This window comes from Streptomyces sp. SudanB5_2050 (genome assembly GCF_964272335.1).
Classification (GTDB): Bacteria; Actinomycetota; Actinomycetes; order Streptomycetales; family Streptomycetaceae; genus Streptomyces; species Streptomyces rochei.
The window spans coordinates 1,293,272-1,312,617 of record NZ_OZ186760.1; the positions used below are offsets into that span (position 1 = coordinate 1,293,272).

General features: G+C 72.7%; 21 protein-coding genes. 13 read left to right on the top strand and 8 right to left on the bottom strand.

What is annotated here, in order from left to right:
- Positions 1-63: 63 nt before the first annotated feature.
- The 3 genes from ACFZP7_RS05565 (at position 64) to ACFZP7_RS05575 (ending at position 2,112) form a co-directional block, all read left to right on the top strand.
- Positions 64-1,155 carry a lytic polysaccharide monooxygenase gene (locus ACFZP7_RS05565; protein ID WP_019327463.1) on the top strand — a complete coding sequence of 364 codons (1,092 nt, stop codon included), beginning with the start codon at positions 64-66 and terminating at the stop codon, positions 1,153-1,155.
- Positions 1,156-1,295: 140 nt separating this feature from the next.
- Positions 1,296-1,685 carry a luciferase family protein gene (locus ACFZP7_RS05570; protein WP_019327464.1) on the top strand — a complete coding sequence of 130 codons (390 nt, stop codon included), beginning with the start codon at positions 1,296-1,298 and terminating at the stop codon, positions 1,683-1,685.
- 58 nt (positions 1,686-1,743) lie between these two features.
- Positions 1,744-2,112: a DUF779 domain-containing protein gene (locus tag ACFZP7_RS05575; protein WP_029393785.1), complete on the top strand. Its 369-nt coding sequence runs from the start codon at positions 1,744-1,746 to the stop codon at positions 2,110-2,112.
- 24 nt (positions 2,113-2,136) lie between these two features.
- Here the strand turns inward: ACFZP7_RS05575 and ACFZP7_RS05580 are convergent, their stop codons facing one another.
- The 6 genes from ACFZP7_RS05580 to ACFZP7_RS05605 all read right to left on the bottom strand — a co-directional run bounded on the left by ACFZP7_RS05580 (position 2,137) and on the right by ACFZP7_RS05605 (position 7,432).
- On the bottom strand, positions 2,137-2,331 hold the full coding sequence (locus ACFZP7_RS05580) for a hypothetical protein (protein ID WP_029393786.1): 195 nt from the start codon (positions 2,329-2,331) through the stop codon (positions 2,137-2,139).
- Between the two features lie 113 nt (positions 2,332-2,444).
- Entirely contained in the window at positions 2,445-3,308 is an 864-nt protein-coding gene (locus ACFZP7_RS05585) for a phosphatidylinositol-specific phospholipase C/glycerophosphodiester phosphodiesterase family protein (RefSeq protein WP_385633998.1), read from the bottom strand.
- 183 nt (positions 3,309-3,491) lie between these two features.
- Entirely contained in the window at positions 3,492-4,580 is a 1,089-nt protein-coding gene (locus tag ACFZP7_RS05590; RefSeq protein WP_385633999.1) for an acyl-CoA dehydrogenase family protein, read from the bottom strand.
- Positions 4,577-5,758, bottom strand: a complete 1,182-nt coding sequence (locus ACFZP7_RS05595; RefSeq protein WP_385634000.1) for an acyl-CoA dehydrogenase family protein — start codon at positions 5,756-5,758, stop codon at positions 4,577-4,579. The genes ACFZP7_RS05590 and ACFZP7_RS05595 overlap by 4 nt, the downstream gene beginning before the upstream one ends.
- Positions 5,755-6,753 carry an NADPH:quinone oxidoreductase family protein gene (locus ACFZP7_RS05600; RefSeq protein WP_385634001.1) on the bottom strand — a complete coding sequence of 333 codons (999 nt, stop codon included), beginning with the start codon at positions 6,751-6,753 and terminating at the stop codon, positions 5,755-5,757. Before ACFZP7_RS05600 ends, ACFZP7_RS05595 begins: the two co-directional genes overlap by 4 nt.
- Positions 6,754-6,859: 106 nt before the next feature.
- Complete coding sequence (locus tag ACFZP7_RS05605; RefSeq protein WP_029393787.1) at positions 6,860-7,432, bottom strand: helix-turn-helix domain-containing protein; 573 nt, start codon at positions 7,430-7,432, stop codon at positions 6,860-6,862.
- A 112-nt stretch (positions 7,433-7,544) separates the two neighbouring features.
- Here ACFZP7_RS05605 and ACFZP7_RS05610 point away from each other — a divergent pair, with 112 nt between their 5' ends.
- The 8 genes from ACFZP7_RS05610 (at position 7,545) to ACFZP7_RS05645 (ending at position 15,303) form a co-directional block, all read left to right on the top strand.
- Entirely contained in the window at positions 7,545-8,492 is a 948-nt protein-coding gene (locus ACFZP7_RS05610; RefSeq protein WP_385638347.1) for an NAD(P)/FAD-dependent oxidoreductase, read from the top strand.
- Between the two features lie 56 nt (positions 8,493-8,548).
- Positions 8,549-10,087 carry an ATP-dependent DNA ligase gene (locus tag ACFZP7_RS05615; RefSeq protein ID WP_385634002.1) on the top strand — a complete coding sequence of 513 codons (1,539 nt, stop codon included), beginning with the start codon at positions 8,549-8,551 and terminating at the stop codon, positions 10,085-10,087.
- Positions 10,084-10,542 (top strand): NUDIX domain-containing protein, encoded by a 459-nt coding sequence (locus ACFZP7_RS05620; protein ID WP_031021632.1) that lies wholly within the window; start codon positions 10,084-10,086, stop codon positions 10,540-10,542. Before ACFZP7_RS05615 ends, ACFZP7_RS05620 begins: the two co-directional genes overlap by 4 nt.
- 97 nt (positions 10,543-10,639) lie before the next feature.
- The gene (locus ACFZP7_RS05625; RefSeq protein ID WP_127442233.1) at positions 10,640-12,025 is read left to right on the top strand and encodes an NADP-dependent succinic semialdehyde dehydrogenase; all 1,386 of its coding nucleotides are present in this window, start codon (positions 10,640-10,642) and stop codon (positions 12,023-12,025) included.
- A 25-nt stretch (positions 12,026-12,050) separates the two neighbouring features.
- Positions 12,051-12,287 (top strand): DUF6213 family protein, encoded by a 237-nt coding sequence (locus ACFZP7_RS05630; RefSeq protein ID WP_030969080.1) that lies wholly within the window; start codon positions 12,051-12,053, stop codon positions 12,285-12,287.
- A gap of 108 nt (positions 12,288-12,395) precedes the next feature.
- The gene (locus ACFZP7_RS05635) at positions 12,396-13,562 is read left to right on the top strand and encodes a type III polyketide synthase (protein WP_385638350.1); all 1,167 of its coding nucleotides are present in this window, start codon (positions 12,396-12,398) and stop codon (positions 13,560-13,562) included.
- Positions 13,559-14,773: a cytochrome P450 gene (locus ACFZP7_RS05640; RefSeq protein ID WP_385634003.1), complete on the top strand. Its 1,215-nt coding sequence runs from the start codon at positions 13,559-13,561 to the stop codon at positions 14,771-14,773. The genes ACFZP7_RS05635 and ACFZP7_RS05640 overlap by 4 nt, the downstream gene beginning before the upstream one ends.
- Positions 14,770-15,303, top strand: a complete 534-nt coding sequence (locus tag ACFZP7_RS05645) for a cupin domain-containing protein (protein ID WP_019327479.1) — start codon at positions 14,770-14,772, stop codon at positions 15,301-15,303. Before ACFZP7_RS05640 ends, ACFZP7_RS05645 begins: the two co-directional genes overlap by 4 nt.
- On the opposite strand, the gene ACFZP7_RS05650 is transcribed toward ACFZP7_RS05645, so the two are convergent.
- The gene (locus ACFZP7_RS05650; protein WP_385634004.1) at positions 15,300-16,526 is read right to left on the bottom strand and encodes an acyl-CoA dehydrogenase family protein; all 1,227 of its coding nucleotides are present in this window, start codon (positions 16,524-16,526) and stop codon (positions 15,300-15,302) included. The two genes, ACFZP7_RS05645 and ACFZP7_RS05650, sit on opposite strands and share 4 nt — an antisense overlap.
- 169 nt (positions 16,527-16,695) lie before the next feature.
- Between ACFZP7_RS05650 and ACFZP7_RS05655 the strand changes: the two genes are divergently transcribed.
- On the top strand, positions 16,696-17,352 hold the full coding sequence (locus ACFZP7_RS05655) for a TetR family transcriptional regulator (RefSeq protein WP_019327481.1): 657 nt from the start codon (positions 16,696-16,698) through the stop codon (positions 17,350-17,352).
- A gap of 5 nt (positions 17,353-17,357) precedes the next feature.
- Here the strand turns inward: ACFZP7_RS05655 and def are convergent, their stop codons facing one another.
- The gene (gene def / locus ACFZP7_RS05660) at positions 17,358-17,924 is read right to left on the bottom strand and encodes a peptide deformylase (RefSeq protein WP_030969073.1); all 567 of its coding nucleotides are present in this window, start codon (positions 17,922-17,924) and stop codon (positions 17,358-17,360) included.
- 169 nt (positions 17,925-18,093) lie between these two features.
- On the opposite strand from def, the gene ACFZP7_RS05665 reads away from it, so the two are divergent.
- The gene (locus ACFZP7_RS05665) at positions 18,094-19,332 is read left to right on the top strand and encodes a MurT ligase domain-containing protein (protein ID WP_019327483.1); all 1,239 of its coding nucleotides are present in this window, start codon (positions 18,094-18,096) and stop codon (positions 19,330-19,332) included.
- Positions 19,333-19,346 lie beyond the last annotated feature (14 nt).

Here is a 19,346-nt window from a genome sequence, read left to right on the forward strand (position 1 = left end):
CGCGGCGCACACGTCGCACACGACCCGAGAAATGTCATGCACTGATCATCGACGGGAGACCCCATGGCTCGACGCAGCAGATCCCTCACCCTCGCGGCGGTACTGGCCACCTTGCTCAGCGCGCTCGGCGTGACCTTCCTGCTGGGGCAGGGACGCGCCGAGGCGCACGGTGTGGCGATGATGCCCGGCTCGCGGACCTACCTGTGCCAACTGGACGCCAAGACCGGCACCGGCGCCCTGGACCCGACCAACCCGGCGTGCCGGGCCGCGCTCGACCAGAGCGGCGCCACGGCGCTGTACAACTGGTTCGCGGTGCTCGACTCCAACGCGGGCGGGCGCGGCGCGGGCTATGTGCCGGACGGCACGCTGTGCAGCGCCGGCGACCGCTCCCCGTACGACTTCTCGGCGTACAACGCGGCGCGGGCGGACTGGCCGCGGACGCATCTGACGTCCGGTTCGACGATCAAGGTGCGGTACAGCAACTGGGCCGCGCACCCGGGCGACTTCCGGGTGTATCTCACCAAGCCGGGCTGGTCCCCCACGTCCGAGCTGGGCTGGGACGACCTCGAGCTGATCCAGACGGTGACCGACCCGGCCCAGCAGGGCTCGGCCGGTGCCGACGGGGGCCACTACTACTGGGACCTGGCGCTGCCGTCCGGACGCTCGGGCGACGCGCTGATCTTCATGCAGTGGGTGCGTTCGGACAGTCAGGAGAACTTCTTCTCCTGCTCCGACGTCGTCTTCGACGGCGGCAACGGCGAGGTGACCGGCATCCGCGGCTCGGGCGGCACGCCGGAGCCGACGCCCACCCCGACGGACCCGACGACCCCGCCGCCCACCCACACCGGTGACTGCATGGCCGTCTACAACGTGGAGAACTCCTGGAACGGCGGCTTCCAGGGCTCCGTGGAGGTCATGAACCACGGTACGCAGCCGCTGAACAGCTGGGCCGTGCGGTGGCGGCCCGGCGACGGGACCACACTCGGCGGGGTGTGGAACGGTTCGCTCTCCAGAGGGACCGACGGTACGGTCACGGTGCGCAACGTGGATCACAATCGGGTGATCCCACCGGACGGCAGCGTGACCTTCGGCTTCACCGCGACGTCCACGGGCAACGACTTCCCGGTGGGCACGATCGGCTGCGTGACGCCGTAGGCCGGATCGGCCGGGGAGGCGTCGCGCCGCGCCCGTACGCGCGGCGTCTCCCCGGCCCCGCAGGCGCCGCTTACCTCACGTGCCGGTTACAAATCGCTCAACCTCTGGTTGCGGCGCGGTGATCGAGCGACGATGGGGGCATGACTCTGGCCCAGCGCGCCCTTGAGCGGCTGCAAGCCTGGCCCGACCTCACCGCGGGTCCGGCCAGTTGCGGAACCGGACGGGCGCTGCGCTCCGTCCGTGACGAGATCGTCCACTTCCACTCGGACCGGGACGTGGACCTCCACCTGACCCGGCGGGCCATCCAGCGGTTCCAGTACGACCTCGGCGGCTCCAGCGCCATCCGCCTGGTGCCCGGCTCGCGTTGGGTGACGGTGCACCTGGACTGCGACGCGGACGTGGACCTGCTGCTGAGCCTGGTGAGCATCGCGCTCAAGACCCATCAGGCCAGGCCGCCGGCGGACCCGTCCTCGGAGTGCAACTTCCACCGCGTCACGGTGCTGCCTCGCGCCGCGGCCGGGGAGGTCTGAGCCGCCGCCCCCGGGCTCGCAACCCTCTCGCAACCCTCCCCGTGCTGGCATGCGGGGCATGCGCGACACATACGAGGAGACCCCCCGCGTCGAACTCACCCCCGAGGCGGCCGTGCTGCTGCGGAGGTTGCGGGAGGCGCACGGCCCGCTGATGTTCCACCAGTCCGGCGGCTGCTGCGACGGCAGCGCGCCCATGTGCTACCCGGCCGGCGAGTTCCGCACCGGCGCCTCGGACGTCCTGCTCGCCGAGTTGGTCGTCGAAGGCGTGGCGGAGCCGGTGGCGTTCTGGATGTCGCGCAGCCAGTACGAGGTGTGGAGCCACACCAGGCTGATCGTGGACGTCGTCGCGGGCCGGGGCAGCGGCTTCTCGCTGGAGGCGCCCGAGGGGGTCCGCTTCCTCATCCGCTCACGCCTCGTCGGCGCGTAGCCGCACACCGCCCCGCGCCGGCCGTCACGGTCTGAGGCTGCCCACGATGTCCGCCGTCGCGGTCAGGCCGCTGCTGATGGTCGGGGCGATGCTGGTGCCGGCCAGGTAGAAGCCGAGCAGCAGGCACACCAGGGCGTGTGAGACCTTCAACCCGCCGTTGCGCAGGAAGATCACCGCCAGGACGGACAGCAACAGCACCACAGAGATGGAAACGGCCATCGTCAACCTCCTCCGCCACGTCCACTTCGCGGCGTTCGGCCGCAAGTGTGGCGTAGCGGAGGGTTCGTCCGGGCGGCTGACCTGTCCTCCGAACGAGTGGTGTCCGGCCGGCGCTAGGCGTCGCGGCGGGCGTCGAGGAACGCCTCCAGGCCGGCGAGGTCGTCGGTGTTGATGTGGTCGACGTCCGCGGCGAGGAGTTCGCTCCACACGGCGTCCCGTGCGGGTCCCGCCAGGTCCGGCGTCGCCCAGAAGCGCACCCGTTGCCCGCGGGCGTGCGCCGTGTCGACGATCTCCCGCAGCCTGCGCCGCTCGGCCGACGGGAAGGCGCCCACTCCCCGCCAGGTGAAGTTGAGCGTCCAGTTGTCGCTGATCAGCGGGACGAAGGAGGCCGGGGCCGGACCGCCGAGGTCGCTGAGCCGGCCGTCGTAGAAGGCGCGGCGGGTGCGCTGGGCCTCCATGGGGGCGCGGGCGGCCCGGTCGCCGGAGATCACCGTCGTGACGGCGCCGGGGTGGACCCGGCCGTGGGCGTAGGTGGTGAACAGGTGCTTGTAGCGGGCCAGTCGGCGGTCGAGTTCGAGATAGGTCGCCGCCCCCTCGGTCTTGATGTCGATCAGGAGTTGCAGGGCGCGGCGGTCCCGCCGGTAGACCCGGCCGTGGTGCGCGCGGACGCGGGCGGCGAGCGGGTCGAGGTAGAGGGATTCCAGGGTGCGGGACGGATCGAGGTCCTCGGGGTCGTGCGCCACCAGGAGTTGGCCGCCGACGAGGTAGATGTCGGCCTCGACGCTGCCGAAGCGGTGGTCGAGGGCGTCGAGGAGGGGCCGGGGGTGCTCGTAGTCGTTGTGGGCGTGCGCGCGCCACAACGGGCGCGGCCCGTGCCTGCCTTCGGACGCCAGTGCGGTGCCGGCGGGCAGGGCGACGGCGCCCGCGAGGGCGGCGCCGAACGTGGTGAGGGCTCTGCGTCGGGTGGTGAGGGCCATGCTCTGCCTCCCTGGTGATGCCGTACGGGACGCCTGTGAGTATGGGGTCCCGAGGGCCTCGGGGAGCAGGGCCGTGCGGGGAGTTGGCCGGACCGCCGCCGGTCGTTCACGTGCGCGGACGCGCAGGACACGGAGATGCCCGCCCCCACGGGGACGGGCATCTCCGGACGTGACGGCCGTACGTCAGGGTGCGCGCAGGTCCACCGCCTCGGCCAGCGCCTCCCGGTGGGCGCCGGGGGTGCCGTAGGCGATCGAGTCGGCCTTGGCCCGCTTGAGGTACAGGTGGACCGGGTGTTCCCACGTCATGCCGATGCCGCCGTGCAGTTGCAGGGCCTCCTCGGCGGCGCGCACGGCGACGTGGGCCGCGTACGCCTGGGCCACGGCGACCGCCACGTCGGTGTCCGCGCCGGTCACCAGCGCGTCGGCGGCGTTGCGGGCGGCGGCGCGCAGGCCCGCCACCTCCAGCCACAGCCGGGCGAGCCGGTGCTTGAGCGCCTGGAACCCGCCGACCTGCCGGTTGAACTGCTTGCGTTCCTTCAGGTAGCGGACCGTTTCGGTCAGCAGCCAGTCGGCGAGGCCCAGTTGCTCCGAGGCGAGCAGGCCGGCTCCGGACCGCAGGGCACGCCGTACGGCGGGCCCCGCGTCGCCCAGTCGCGGCCCGGCCGCGCCGTCGAGGCGGACGCGGGCCACCGGCCGGGTCAGGTCCAGGGAGACCTGCGGGGTGACGGTCACCGCAGCGTCGGCGGCGCGCACGGCGTACAGGCCCCCGTCGTCCGCGGGCACCAGCAGCACGTCGGCGACGGCCGCGTCGGCGATGCCGGTCAACTCGCCGCGCAGGATGCCGTTCTCGAGCCGGACGTGCGGGACGGCGCCTTCCGGGGCGACGTGCAGCCCCACGGCCAGTGCGGCGACGGTCGTGGCGGAGGCCAGTTCGGTGAGCAGGTCGTCGGCCCCGCAGGCCAGCAGCGCCTCGGTGGCGACGACCGCGCTGGTCAGGTACGGCACCGGGGCGACGGCCCGGCCCAGCTCCTCCAGCACCACGGCCGCTTCCCGGTGGGTGGCGCCCTGACCGCCCAGCGACTCCGGGACCAGGAGGCCCACGAGGCCCATCGAGCCGGCCAGCGTCTTCCACAGCGGCAGGTCGTGCGGGGTGTCCGACTCGGTGCGGGCGATGACGCCGGCCGGGTCGCAGTGGTCGGTGAGCAGGTCCCGGACGGCGGCGCGCAGCGCCTCTTCCTCCTCCGAGTAGAGCAGATCCGGCTGTGCGCTCATCGGGCGAGGTCCTTCCATGCGACGTCCTTGTCGGTGCGCGGCTCGGCGGGCAGGCCCAGGACGCGCTCGGCGACGATGTTCAGCAGGACCTCGCTGGTCCCGCCCTCGATGCTGTTGCCCTTGGACCGGAGGTAGCGGTATCCGGCGTCGCGGCCGGTGAAGTCCACCAGTTCGGGACGGCGCATGGTCCAGTCGTCGTACAGCAAGCCCTCCTCGCCGAGGAGTTCGACCTCCAGGCCGCTGATCTCCTGGTTGAGCCGGGCGAAGTTCAGCTTCATGCCGGCGCCCTCGGGGCCGGGCTGCCCGGCCACGAGCTGCTGGCGCAGCCGCACTCCGGTGAGCCGGGCGACCTCGGCCTCCACCCACAGGCCGAGCAGCCGCTGGTGCAGGTCGTGGGTGCGCAGGTCGGGGCGTTCGCGCCAGGTCGCGGCGATCTTGCCGATCATGCCGCCCTCGCGCGGGACGGCGGTGCCGCCGATGGCGACGCGCTCGTTGTTGAGCGTGGTCTGCGCGACCCGCCAGCCGTCACCGACCTCACCGAGGCGCATGGCGTCGGGAATGCGGACGTCCGTGAGGAAGACCTCGTTGAACTCGGCCTCGCCGGTGATCTGGCGCAGCGGCCGGACCTCGACGCCGGGGTCGGTCATGTCGCAGAGGAAGTAGGTGATGCCCTTGTGCTTGGGCAGGTCCGGGTCGGTGCGGGCGATGAGGATGGCCCAGCGGGCGAGGTGCGCGCTGGAGGTCCACACCTTCTGCCCGTTGACGACCCAGTCCTCGCCGTCCCGGACGGCCCGGGTGCCGAGCGCGGCCAGGTCGGATCCGGCGCCCGGCTCGCTGAAGAGCTGGCACCAGACCTCCTCGCCGGTCCACAGCGGTCGCAGCAGGCGGCTCTTCTGCTCCTCGGTGCCGTACTGGAGGATGGTCGGGGCGGCCATGCCGAGGCCGATGCCGATGCGCCGGGGGTCGTTGTCGGGGGCGCCCGCGGCCGCCAGTTCGGCGTCGACGACCGCCTGGAGGGAGCGGGGGACGCCGAGCCCGCCGAGGCCCTGCGGGAAGTGGACCCAGGCGAGTCCCGCGTCGAAGCGGGCCCGGAGGAAGTCCAGTCGGTCGGTGGTCGCCGGCGGGTGAGCGGCCAGCAGCTCCTCGGTACGGCGGCGCAGGTGTGCTGCGTCGGTCATGCGGCGGCTCCCTTGTCCAGGTTCTCCGGTGCGACGGACGTCTCGGGCACGACGGCCACACGGCCGGTCGTCCTGCCGTCGGCGACGCGCTGCACGGCGTCCGCGGCCTCCGCGAGCTTGACCCGCTCGCTGACCAGCGGCTTGATCGCGCCGCGCGCGGCCAGCTCGGTGAGCTGGTCGTGGCAGTGCCGGACCAGCTCGGGGTTCTTGGTGTTGTAGAGGCCCCAGTGGAGGCCGAGGATCGCGTAGTTCTTCACCAGGGCGTGGTTCAGCGCGGGGCTGGGGATCGTGCCGCTCGCGAAGCCGACGACGACGATCCGGCCCTCGAAGGCGACGGTCTTGGCGGACTGGGCGTAGGCCGGGCCGCCCACCGGGTCGTAGATCACGTCGGCGCCCCGGCCGCCGGTGGCCTCCTTCAAGGCGGCGATGACATCCTCGCCGTGCCGGTCGACGACCACGTCGCAGCCCAGTTCGCGGGCGACGGCCGCCTTCTCGGGGCCGCCGACGACCCCGATGACGGTGGCGCCGGCGGCCTTGCCGAGCTGCACGGCCGCGCTGCCGACCCCTCCGGCGGCGGCGTGGACCAGCAGGGTCTCGCCGGCCTGGAGCCGGGCCCGGCGGTGCAGGCCGAACCAGCCGGTCTGGTAGCCGATGTGCAGGGCGGCGGCCTCGGCGTCGTCCAGGGCCTCCGGCGCGGGCAGCAGCGCGCGGGCGTCCGCGAGGGCGTACTCCGCGAAGCCGCCGTGCGGCAGCGCCGGGTTGGCGAGGACGCGGCGCCCGTCCTCGGTCTCGCCGCAGATCTCCACGCCCGGCGTGAACGGCAGCGGCGGCCTGACCTGGTACTGGCCGCGGCACAGCAGCGCGTCCGGGAAGTTGATGTTGGCGGCGCGGACCCTCAGCAGGACCTGGCCCTCGCCGGGGGTCGGCGGCGCCACCTCCGCGAGGCGCATCACCTCGCCCGGCTCACCGTTCTCGTGCACCTGCCATGCCTGCATGCGGGGCCTCCACCGACTGCGTCGTCCGTCCGGTCTCCCGCATACTAAGCGGTCGCTTGCCGATCAGGGAACAGGTCGCGGGCAGTCGTCCGTCACGGTCCGGAGGTCACCCCCGCGCCGGTCGCGCCCGTACGTGCATCCGTTCGCCCTGCGGTCCGAACAGGCTCAGGAACTCCACCGGCCCCTCCCCCGTCGACCCGAACCAGTGCGGGACCCGGGTGTCGAACTCGGCGGCCTCCCCGGCCGACAGGACCACGTCGTGGTCGCCCAGCACGAGCCGGAGCCGGCCGGAGAGGACGTACAGCCACTCGTAGCCCTCGTGGGTGCGGGGGTCCGGCTCCTCCTTGCGCTGCGGCTCCAGCACCTTGAACGCCTGGAGCCCGCCCGGCTGACGGGTGAGGGGCCAGTGGGTCCGGCCGTGCCGCACGATCGGCTCGGCGCGCACCCTCGGGTCGCCGACCGGCGGCGCGCCCACCAGCTCGTCCAGCGGCACCTGGTGGGCCTGGGCGATCGGCAGCAGCAGTTCGAGGCTGGGCTTGCGCAGCCCCGACTCCAGCCGGGACAGGGTGCTCACCGAGATGCCGGTGGTCTCGGAGAGCGCCGCCAAGGTCACCTCCCGCTCCTTGCGCACCTGGCGGAGCCTGGGTCCGACACCGGCGAGGACGTCGTCTGCAGTCATGCGTTTATTGCAGAACCGGCAACTTCATTTGTCAATCCCGCGCGGTCGAGGGACCTTGTCCGTGGAGGTGGTCACCGTGACCCGCAACAAGGACAACAAGGACAACAAGGGCCTGAGCAACGACCCGGACACCGCCGACCGGTACGACGTCGTCGTCGTGGGCGGTGGCGCGGCCGGACTGTCCGCCGCGCTCGTCCTCGGCCGCTCCCGGCTGCGCACCCTGGTCGTCGACGCCGGTGAGCCGCGCAACGCGCCCTCGGACCACATGCAGGGTTTCCTGACCCGGGACGGGATGGCGCCGGCGGAGTTCCTGGCGCTCGGCCGTGAGGAGATCGCCCGGTACGGCGTGGAACTCGTCCGCGACCGGGCGGTGGACGTGGCGCGGGAGGAGGACTTCACGGTGTCGCTGGCCGGCGGGCGGAGCGTGCGGGCACGTCGGCTCGTCGTCACCACCGGGCTCAAGGACGAGCTGCCCGAGGTGCCCGGCGTCGCCGAGCGGTTCGGCCGGGACGTGCTGCACTGCCCGTTCTGCCACGGCTGGGAGGTGCGCGACGAGCGCTTCGGCGTGCTGGCGGCGAGCCCGATGAGCGTGCACCAGGCGTTGATGGTGTCCGGCTGGTCGGACGACGTCGTCCTCTTCCTGCACCGGGTCGCCGAGGAGGAGCTGTCCGACGAGGACCTGCGCCGGCTCGCCGCCGCCGGGGTCAAGGTGGTGCCGGGCGAGGTCGCCGGGCTGCGCGTCGAGGAGGACCGGCTCACCGGCGTACGGCTGGCCGACGGCACGGTGCACGACCGCTCGGTGGTGTTCGTCGCCCCGAAGGCCGTGCCGCAGACCGGTCTGATGGAGCAGCTCGGCGCCGAGCTGCAGGAGACCCCGTTCGGGGCCTACCCGGTGGTGGACGCCACGGGCCGGACCTCCGTGCCGGGCCTGTGGACCGCCGGCAACGCGCTGGGCTTCGCCGAGCAGGTGATCCACGCGGCGAGCGGCGGCTACCGCGCGGCCTCCGCGATCGTCGGCGACCTGATCATGTCGGACCTGGACGCGGCGATCGCCGGGTGAGACGCCGCGGCGCGCTCTCGGGTGTGAACCCGCCCTTCCCGGTGCACCATGACTGCATGCTGCTTGCCCGGCTGGCCCAGGTGTCCCGGGAGGTCGCCGCCACCTCGGCGCGGTCCCGGAAGACCGCCCTGCTCGCGGAGCTGTTCCGGGAGGCGGAGGCGGCGGACGTACCGGTCGTCATCCCGTACCTGGCGGGACGGCTCCCCCAGGGCCGGATCGGCGTCGGCTGGAAGGTGCTGAGCCGCCCGGTCGCCCCGGCCGCCGCACCGACCTTGACCGTGCGCGACGTGGACGCCCGGCTCACCCGGCTCGGCGCGGTCTCCGGAGCCGGTGCGCAGGCCGAGCGGGCCCGTCAGGTCGGCGAGCTGATGGGCGCGGCGACCGAGGACGAGCAGCGCTTCCTGATCGGGCTGCTCACCGGCGAGGTCCGGCAGGGCGCCCTGGACGCGGCGGCCGTCGAGGGCCTCGCGGCGGCGACCGGGGCGCCCCCGGCGGACGTACGGCGGGCGGTGATGCTCGCGGGCTCGCTGCAGACGGTCGCCGAGGCGCTGCTCGCGGACGGCCCCGGCGTCCTGGACCGGTTCCGGCTCACCGTGGGCCGCCCGGTCCTGCCGATGCTGGCGCACAGCGCCTCGTCGGTCGCCGAGGCGGTCGGCAAGCTGGGCGCCTGCGCGGTCGAGGAGAAGCTGGACGGCATCCGCGTCCAGGTGCACCGGGACGGCGACGCGGTGCACCTCTACACCCGCACCCTCGACGACATCACCGACCGGCTCCCCGAGGTGAGGGCGGCGGCCCTCGAACTGCCCGGCGGGAGTTTCGTCCTCGACGGCGAGGTGATCTCCTTCGACGCGGACGGCCGCCCCCGGTCCTTCCAGGAGACCGCCGGCCGGGTCGGTTCCCGCACGGACGTCGCCACGGCGGCGCGGACGGTCCCCGTCTCCGTCGTGTTCTTCGACGCGCTCCGCGTCGACGGCCGCGACCTGCTCGACCTGCCGCTGGCCGAGCGGCACGCGGAGCTGGCCCGGCTGGTGCCCGCGGCGACCAGGGTGCGGCGCACGGTGGTGGAGGGACCGGAAGGCGTTCCGGAGGCCGAGCGGTTCCTCGCCGCGACGCTGGAGCGCGGCCACGAGGGCGTCGTGGTCAAGGGGCTCGACGGCGCCTACAGCGCGGGCCGGCGCGGCGCGTCCTGGCTCAAGGTGAAACCCGTCCACACGCTCGACCTGGTGGTGCTGGCCGCCGAGTGGGGCCACGGCCGCCGCACCGGCAAGCTCTCCAACCTCCACCTGGGGGCCCGCGCCTCGGACGGCTCCTTCGCCATGCTCGGCAAGACCTTCAAGGGCATGACCGACGCGCTGCTGGCCTGGCAGACCGAACGCCTCCGCGAGCTGGCCGTCCAGGAGCACCCCTGGGGCGTGACCGTACGCCCCGAACTCGTCGTCGAGATCGCCTACGACGGCCTCCAGCGCTCCTCCCGCTACCCGGCCGGCGTCACCCTCCGCTTCGCCCGCGTGATCCGCTACCGCGAGGACAAGCGCCCCGAGGAGGCCGACACGGTGGAGGCCCTGCTCGCCGCCCACCCCGGGGCGGCCCCGTGAGGCGCAGCGCGGGCCTGCTGCTGCACCGGCCCGGCGCCGAGGGCACCGAAGTCCTGCTCGGTCACATGGGCGGCCCCTTCTACGCCCGCCGTGACGCCGGGGCGTGGACGATCCCGAAGGGCGAGTACGACCCGGCGGAGCCCGCGTGGGAGGCGGCCCGGCGCGAGTTCGAGGAGGAGCTGGGGCTGCCGCCGCCCGAGGGCGAGGCCGTCCCGCTCGGCGAGGTGCGGCAGGCCGGCGGGAAGGTCGTCACCGCCTGGGCCGTGGCGGCCGACCTCGACCCGGCGACGGTCGCACCGGGCACCTTCCGCATGGAGTGGCCGCCGCGGTCGGGGCGGATCGTGGAGTTCCCCGAGCTGGACCGGGTGGCGTGGTTCCCGGTGGACCGGGCGCGCGAGGTGATCGTCAAGGCGCAGGCCGCGTTTCTCGACCGGCTGGCTGAGCACTCGCACTGACGAGAGTCGACCGGCGGCGACGGGACCCGTCCGCGTTGCGGCGCCCCCCACCGCGCGCCAAGGTCGAAGCACGCACGCGCACCCAGGGAGGTCGGTCATGCCCATCGCGACGGTGAACCCGGCGAACGGCGAGACGCTCAGGACGTACGAGGCCATGGGCGAGGAGGAGATCGAGCGCCGGCTCCAGCTCGCGGAGGCCACCTTCCGCACGTACCGGACGACGGCGTTCGACGAGCGGGCCCGGCTGATGCACCGCGCCGCCGACCTGCTGGAGGCGGACCGGGAGGAGATCGGCAAAGTCATCACCACGGAGATGGGCAAGCCGGTGAAGCAGGCCCGCGCCGAGGCCGCGAAGTGTGCCAAGGCGATGCGCTGGTACGCCGACCACGCGGCGGAGCTGCTCGCCGACGAGGAGCCGGCCGAGGCCGATGTGAAGGACTCCGGCGCCTCCCGTGCCCTGGTCCGCTACCGGCCGCTCGGCCCGGTGCTCGCGGTGATGCCGTGGAACTTCCCGCTGTGGCAGGTGATCCGGTTCGCCGCCCCCGCGCTGATGGCGGGCAACGTCGGGCTGCTCAAGCACGCCTCGAACGTGCCGCAGACGGCCCTGTACCTGGAGGACCTGTTCCACCGGGCCGGCTTCCCGGAGGGCTGCTTCCAGACGCTGCTGATCGGCTCGGCGGCCGTGGACGACGTCCTGCGCGACGAGCGCGTGCGGGCCGCGACCCTGACCGGCAGCGAGCCGGCCGGCCGCGCGGTCGCCTCCACCGCCGGCGAGATGATCAAGAAGACGGTGCTGGAGCTGGGCGGCAGCGACCCGTTCGTCGTCATGCCGTCCGCCGACGTCGACCGGGCCGCCGAGGTCGCGGTGACCGCGCGCACGCAGAACGCCGGGCAGTCCTGCATCGCCGCCAAGCGGTTCATCGTGCACGCCGACGTCTACGACGCCTTCGCCGCCCGCTTCACCGAGGGCATGAAGGCGCTGAGGGTGGGCGACCCCATGGACGAGGAGACCGAGGTGGGCCCGCTCTCCAGCGAGCAGGGTGTCGAGGACCTGGTGGAGCTGGTCGACGACGCGGTGCGCGGCGGCGCCGAGGTGCTGTGCGGAGGCGAACGCCCGGACGGGCCCGGCTGGTACTACCCGCCGACCGTGCTGGCCGGCGTGACCCGCGAGATGCGCATCCACCGCGAGGAGGCGTTCGGCCCGGTCGCCACGCTCTACCGCGCCGCCGATCTGGACGAGGCGGTGCTGATCGCCAACGACACGGACTTCGGGCTCAGTTCCAATGTCTGGACCCGCGACGACGCCGACGTCGAGCGCTTCGTGCGGGACCTGGAGGCGGGCGGCGTGTACGTCAACGGGATGACGGCGTCCCATCCGGCGTTCCCGTTCGGCGGGGTCAAGCGGTCGGGCTACGGGCGTGAGCTGTCCGGGCACGGAATCCGGGAGTTCTGCAACATCACCACCGTGTGGCACGGAGCGTGAGCCTTCCGCGACTACGATCCCCCTTGTGAACCGCGAAGTGACCCTGCCTCTGATCGTCGACGACCGCGGCACGCTCCAGGTCGCCGCGTCCGACGTGAGCAAGCTGCTGCGCACGGTGGGCGGGCGCTGGCTGCGGCTGGTGGAGGCGGGCGAGGAGAGTCTCGACGAGGACACGGTCGCGGCCCTGACCATCGAGCTGGCCAAGCTGGCCGACCGGATCGACGTGGCCTGCATCGCCCACAGCAGCGGCCAGTCCTCCTGACGGCACCGGCCTGCCCCGCCGGCGCCGTCCGGCAGGTCCCTGAGACGGAGTAGTCCCGCGAGAGATCGCCGCCCCGCTGAGTGATCGTGGGTGAGCATCCCGAAAAGGGTGCGGCACGTTCCGGCCGGGGGGCGCGAGCCTTCCGCGAGGCGAAAGCAGGCACGGTTCATGGCGACGTTGTGCAGACCTTCGGTGTCCGTCCCGGAGCACGTGATCACGATGGAGGAGACGCTGGAGCTGGCGCGTGAGCGCCACGCCGGCCACCCCCAACTGCCGCTGGCCCTCCGGCTGATAGAGAACACCGGGGTCCGCACCCGGCACATCGTGCAGCCCATCGAGGAGACCCTGAAGCACCCCGGCTTCGAGGACCGCAACCGGCTTTACGAGCGGGAGGCCAAGGCCCGGGTCCCCGCGGTGGTCCAGCGGGCGCTGGACGACGCGGAACTGCTCACCACCGACATCGACGTGATCATCTACGTCTCGTGCACGGGCTTCATGATGCCCTCGCTGACGGCGTGGCTGATCAACGAGATGGGCTTCGAGAGCACCACGCGGCAGATACCCATCGCCCAGCTCGGCTGCGCGGCCGGCGGTGCCGCCGTCAACCGGGCGCACGACTTCTGCACCGCCTACCCCGAGGCCAACGCGCTGATCGTCGCCTGCGAGTTCTGCTCGCTGTGCTACCAGCCCACCGACATCGGCGTGGGCTCCCTGCTCTCCAACGGTCTGTTCGGCGACGGCATCGCCGCGGCCGTGGTCCGCGGCCGGGGCGGCACCGGCGTGCGGCTGGAGCGCAACGGCTCGTACCTGATCCCCAAGACCGAGGAGTGGATCATGTACGACGTGAAGGCGACCGGCTTCCACTTCCTGCTGGACAAGCGGGTGCCGGCCACCATGGAACCGCTCGCACCGGCCCTGATGGACCTCGCGGGCACCCACGGGTGGAACGCCTCCGACCTGGACTTCTACGTGGTGCACGCGGGCGGGCCGCGGATTCTGGACGACCTCAGCAAGTTCCTGAAGGTCGATCCGCACGCCTTCCGGTTCAGCCGGGCCACGCTCACCGAGTACGGGAACATCGCCAGCGCCGTGGTCCTGGACGCGCTGCGCAGGCTCTTCGACGAGGGCGGCGTCCAGGACGGGGCCCGCGGGCTGCTGGCCGGTTTCGGTCCGGGCATCACCGCGGAGATGTCCCTGGGCCGCTGGCAGACCGCCGACGAACGGGCCGCCGTCGGGCGGACCGCCGACGAATCGCGAGGCGTGAGGCAAGCGTGAGTGAAGACACGATCGACCGGACCGCTCCCCCGGTCCGCGACTGGCCGGCCCTCGACCTGGCCGGAACCGACTTCGACCCCGTCCTGACCGAGCTGATGCGGGAGGGGCCCGTCACCCGGATCTCGCTGCCCAACGGCGAGGGCTGGGCGTGGCTGGTGACCCGGCACGACGACGTCCGCATGGTCACCAACGACCCCCGTTTCGGCCGCGAGGCGGTGATGGACCGGCAGGTCACCCGGCTCGCCCCGCACTTCATCCCGGCGCGTGGCGCGGTCGGCTTCCTGGACCCGCCCGACCACACCCGGCTGCGCCGCTCGGTCGCCGCCGCCTTCACGGCCAGGGGCGTCGAGCGGGTGCGCTCCCGCTCGCGCGGGATGCTCGACGAACTGGTCGACGCCATGCTGAGGGCCGGCCCGCCCGCCGACCTCACGGAGGCGGTCCTGAGCCCCTTCCCCATCGCGGTGATCTGCGAGCTGATGGGCGTTCCGGCCGCCGACCGGCACAGCATGCACACCTGGACGCAGCTGATCCTCTCCTCGTCGCACGGCGCGGAGGTCAGCGAGCGGGCGAAGCGGGAGATGAACGACTACTTCGCCGATCTGATCGGCCTGCGGTCCGACAGCACCGGCGAGGACGTCGCCTCGCTCCTCGGTGCCGCCGTGGCCCGGGAGGAGGTCACCCTCACCGAGGCGGTCGGGCTCGCCGTCCTGCTCCAGATCGGCGGCGAGGCGGTCACCAACAACAGCGGGCAGATGTTCTACCTGCTGCTGACCCGCCCGGAACTCGCCGAGCACCTGCGCTCGGAGCCGGAGATCCGTCCGCGGGCCATCGACGAGCTGCTGCGCTGGATTCCCCATCGCAACGCGGTCGGGCTGTCCCGGATCGCCCTGGAGGACGTGGAGCTGCGCGGGGTGCGGATCCGGGCGGGCGACGCGGTCTACGTGTCGTACCTGGCGGCCAACCGGGACCCGGAGGTCTTCCCGGACCCGGACACCATCGACTTCTCCCGCGCTCCCAACCCGCACGTGTCCTTCGGCTTCGGCCCGCACTACTGCCCCGGCGGCATGCTGGCCCGGCTGGAGTCGGAGCTGCTGGTCGACATCCTGCTGGACCGGGTGCCCGGCCTGAGGCTCGCGGTGCCGCCCGAGGAGGTCCCCTTCAAGAAGGGCGCGTTGATCCGCGGGCCCGAGGCCCTGCCGGTGACCTGGTGAGCGGGCTCGCGGCGGCGACGGAGGGGCTGCTGGTGCCGCCGGGGCACGGACGGGTCGTCCAGGCGCCGGCCCAGCACGTCACCTTCAAGGTGACCGGTTCGCACTCGCGCATGGCCTCGACCTTCGAGGTGATCGTGCCGCCGGGGTTCGACGTCGGCGCCCATGTGCACACCCGCAGCGAGGAGCTGTTCTACGTGCTGGAGGGCGAGCTGGACGTGCTCGCCTTCGAGCCCCGCGTCCGTACGCCGGACAACTGGCAGAAATGGGAGTCGAGTTCCGGCAACCGGGTGGTCCGCGCCACGCCGGGCACGGTCATCGTCGTACCGCCCGGCTGCCCCCACGCGTTCGCGAACCCGACGGGCGAGCCGGCCAAGATGTTCTTCCAGGCCAGCCCGCCCCCGGACCACGAGCGCTACTTCGAGGAGCTGCTGGAGATCCTCGGGAGCGGGGGTCCCCCGGACCACGCGGCGATCGAGGCACTGCGGGCCAGGTACGACATCGAGCAGCTGACGCCGCTCAGGCACCGTTAGCGGATCGGCATCCCGGCGAGCGTGCGGGCGATCACCAGCCGCTGGATCTCGCTGGTGCCCTCGAAGATGGTGTAGATCGCGGAGTCCCGGTGCATCCGCTCCACCGGGTACTCCCGCGTGTAGCCGTTGCCGCCCAGGATCTGGATCGCCTGGGCGGTGACCTTCTTCGCCGTCTCGCTCGCGAAGAGCTTGGACATCGACCCCTCGGCCGCCGTGAACGGCTTGCCGTTGATCGCCATCCAGGACGCCCGCCACACCAGCAGCCGCGCCGCGTCGATCGACGTGCGCATGTCCGCCAGCTGGAAGGCGACGCCCTGGTTGTCGATGATCGGGCGGCCGAACTGCTCACGCGTCTGGGCGTACTCCAGCGCCACCTCGTAGGCGGCACGGGCGGTGCCCACCGCCATGGCGCCGACCGCCGGGCGGGACGCCTCGAAGGTGGCCATCGCCGCGTTCTTGACGCGCTCGCCGCCCTTCTTGGCCTTCTCCCGGGCGCGGGCCAGGCGCGCGTCCAGCTTCTCCTTGCCGCCGAGCAGGCAGGAGCCGGGGACGCGCACGTTGTCCAGGATCACCTCGGCGGTGTGCGAGGCGCGGATGCCGTGCTTCTTGAACTTCTGGCCCTGGGACAGCCCGGGGGTGTTCGGCGGGACGATGAAGGACGCGTGGCCCTTGGAGCCCATCTCCGGGTCGACGACCGCGACCACCACGTGGACGTTGGCGATGCCGCCGTTGGTGGCCCAGGTCTTGGTGCCGTTGAGCACCCACTCGTCCTTGGCCTCGTCGTACACCGCGCGGGTGCGCATGGAGGCGACGTCGGAGCCGGCGTCGGGCTCGGAGGAGCAGAAGGCGGCGACCTTCACGTCGTTCGCGTCGCCGTACATCTGGGGGATCCAGGTGCCGATCTGCTCCTCGGTGCCGTTGGCGAGGACGCCGACGGCGGCGAGACCGGTGCCGACGATGGACAGGGCGATGCCGGCGTCACCCCAGAACAGCTCCTCCATCGCCATGGGGATGCCGAGGCCGGTGGGGTCGAAGTACTGCTGGGCGTAGAAGTCGAGGGAGTAGATGCCGACCTTGGCGGCCTCCTGGATGACCGGCCAGGGAGTCTCCTCGCGCTCGTCCCATTCGGCGGCCGCGGGACGGATGACGTCGGCCGCGAAGCCGTGCAGCCAGTCCCGGACCTCCTTCTGTTCGTCGCTCAGCTCCATGGTGAACTCGGCCATGTCCCCTCCAGTGACGCACGTGCATGTTACTTGCGGTAACACGAGTCTGTTACCGACGGGTAGGAAAAGTCAACTCCCGAAACCCCGTCGCCCTCCCGTTCGATGCCACACGTCCTGTGGGTGTTAGTTTGCGCAGGCGTCACCGAACGAGCACGGGTGGGGAGAGCACATGGACACCACACAGCGGACCGATCAGCAGCGGTCTGCCGACCGCAGACGGCGCGAGCTGCTGGAGGCCGCCGACCGGGTGGTGCTGCGCGACGGCCCCCAGGCCTCGATGAACGCCATCGCCGCCGAGGCCGGCATCACCAAACCCATCCTGTACCGGCACTTCGGCGACAAGGGCGGACTCTACGCCGCCCTCGCGCAGCGGCACACGGACGCCCTCCTCTCCTCGCTGCGGGCCGCCCTGGACGCCCCGGCGGAGCGGCGCAGGCGCGTCGAGTCCACCCTGGACACCTATCTGGCGGCCATCGAGGCACGCCCGCAGGTGTACCGCTTCCTGATGCATCCGGCCGAGGGCAGCACCTCCCCGGGCGACCAGGCCGAGCAGGGCTTCGACGTCGGCAAGCACTCCGCCCCGCTGCTGCGCCGCATGGGTGAGGAGCTGGCGCAGGTCATCGAGGAGCGCCTGGACGTGGGGCCGGGCACCCAGCAGCTGGCCCGGGTCTGGGGCCACGGGATCGTCGGCATGATGCACGCCGCCGGGGACTGGTGGCTGGGCGAACGCCCCTGTTCCCGGGCGGAGCTGGTGCGCAGCCTGGCCGACCTGCTGTGGGGCCGGCTCGCCGAGGCCGGGGACAAGGCGGGCGGCCCCGGGTTCTGACCGCGTTACCGTGTGCCCTCCGGCACGTCCGCCGCACGGCTCCAGGACGCCCTGGCCGCCTGCCGCAGCACCCGGCGCCTGCGCCACCCCGTGAGCCGGTCGACGTAGATGCCGCCCTCCAGGTGGTCGCACTCGTGCTGGAGGCACCGGGCGAAGAATCCCGTGCCGCGCACGGTGACCGGTTCCCCGGTCGCGGTGAAGCCCGTCACCACCGCCTCGTCGTGGCGCTCGGTCCCGGCCTCCAGCCCGGGCAGCGACAGACAGCCCTCGGGCCCGCGCACCACCACCCCGCCGGTCTCCACCAGCCGCGGGTTCACCAGATGGCCGAGGTGGCGCTCGTCCTCGTCGTCCGGGCAGTCGTAGACGAAGACCCGGACCGGCTCGCCGATCTGGTTGGCCGCCAGACCCACGCCGCGGGCGGCGTACATCGTGGCGAACAAGTCCTCCACGAGCGCGGCGAGTTCCGGACCGAAGTCCGTCACCTCGGCGCAGGGGGCGTGCAGGACGGGGTCTCCGAGGAGACTGAGGGGCCGGACGCGCCCGTGGGCGCCCGGGATGGAGCCGTGTCGCATGGCGGCAAGAGTAAGGTCCCTGTGTCCCCCGGCGGCTCGCGCCCACCGCCGGAAGCCCGTGGCCGGTGCCGCGATTCGGGAGTGCGAATGGATCTCGATAGGCTGAGGTCCCCACCACGTGGCCGGTCAGGCTAAGGCGCGGCGCGTACGCAAGGAGGATCGAGAACTGATGGCAGGCAACTCGGACCCGCTCACGCCGCGGGCCAAGATCGCCGTGACCGCGGGCAAGGCGGTCGCGGCGGCGTCTCGCGCCGCGGGGCGCGGCAGCGGTTCGGTGATCGGCGGCCGGGTCGCGCTGAAACTCGACCCCGACCTCCTGGCCCGGCTCGCCCAGCACCTGGACGTGACCCTGGTCTCGGCGACCAACGGCAAGACCACCACGACCCGGCTCATCGCCGAGGCGCTGAAGGCGGCCGGTCCGGTCGTCTCCAACGCGCTCGGCGCCAACATGCCGGCCGGCATCACCTCGGCCCTCGCGGGCGGTTCGGACGCCCGGTACGGGGTCATCGAGGTCGACGAGAAGTACCTCGTGGGCGTCGCCCAGGCCACCGAGCCCAAGTGCATCGCACTCCTGAACCTCTCCCGCGACCAGCTCGACCGCGCCGCCGAGACCCGGATGCTCGCCGAGAACTGGCGCGAGGGCCTGGCCGGCTCCAAGGCCGTGATCGTGGCCAACGCCGACGACCCGTTGGTGGTGTGGGCCGCGTCCTCCTCCCCCAACGTGATCTGGGTCGCCGCCGGGCAGATGTGGAAGGACGACGCCTGGTCCTGCCCGGCGTGCGGCGGTGTGATGCAGCGCCCCGGGGACGACTGGTTCTGCGGCGAGTGCGGCTTCCGGCGTCCCACGCCGAGCTGGGCGCTCTCCGGCGACCACGTCCTGGACCCGCACGGCTCCGCCTGGCCGATCCACCTCCAGCTGCCCGGCCGCGCCAACAAGGCCAACGCCGCCTCCTCGGCCGCCGTCGCCGCCGTCTTCGGGGTGCCGCCGCAGGTCGCGCTGGAGCGCATGTACCAGGTGCAGGCGGTCGCCGGCCGCTACGACGTCGTGCAGTTCCAGGGCCGCGACCTGCGTCTGCTGCTCGCCAAGAACCCGGCGGGCTGGCTGGAGACCTTCTCCCTGATCGACCCGCCGCCCGCCCCGGTGATCCTCTCGGTGAACGCTCGCGGCGCCGACGGCACCGACACGTCCTGGCTGTGGGACGTGGACTACACCCGGCTGACCGGCCACCCGATCTGTGTGATCGGGGACCGGAAGCTGGACCTCGCGGTGCGCCTGGAGGTCGCGAACCAGCAGTTCCAGGTGTGCGAGGACCTCGACCAGGCGGTGTCGATGTGCCCGCCGGGACGCATCGAGGTCATCGCGAACTACACCGCCTTCCAGGACCTGCGCCGCCGCGTCGGCAACTGACCGCGAGACTTCAG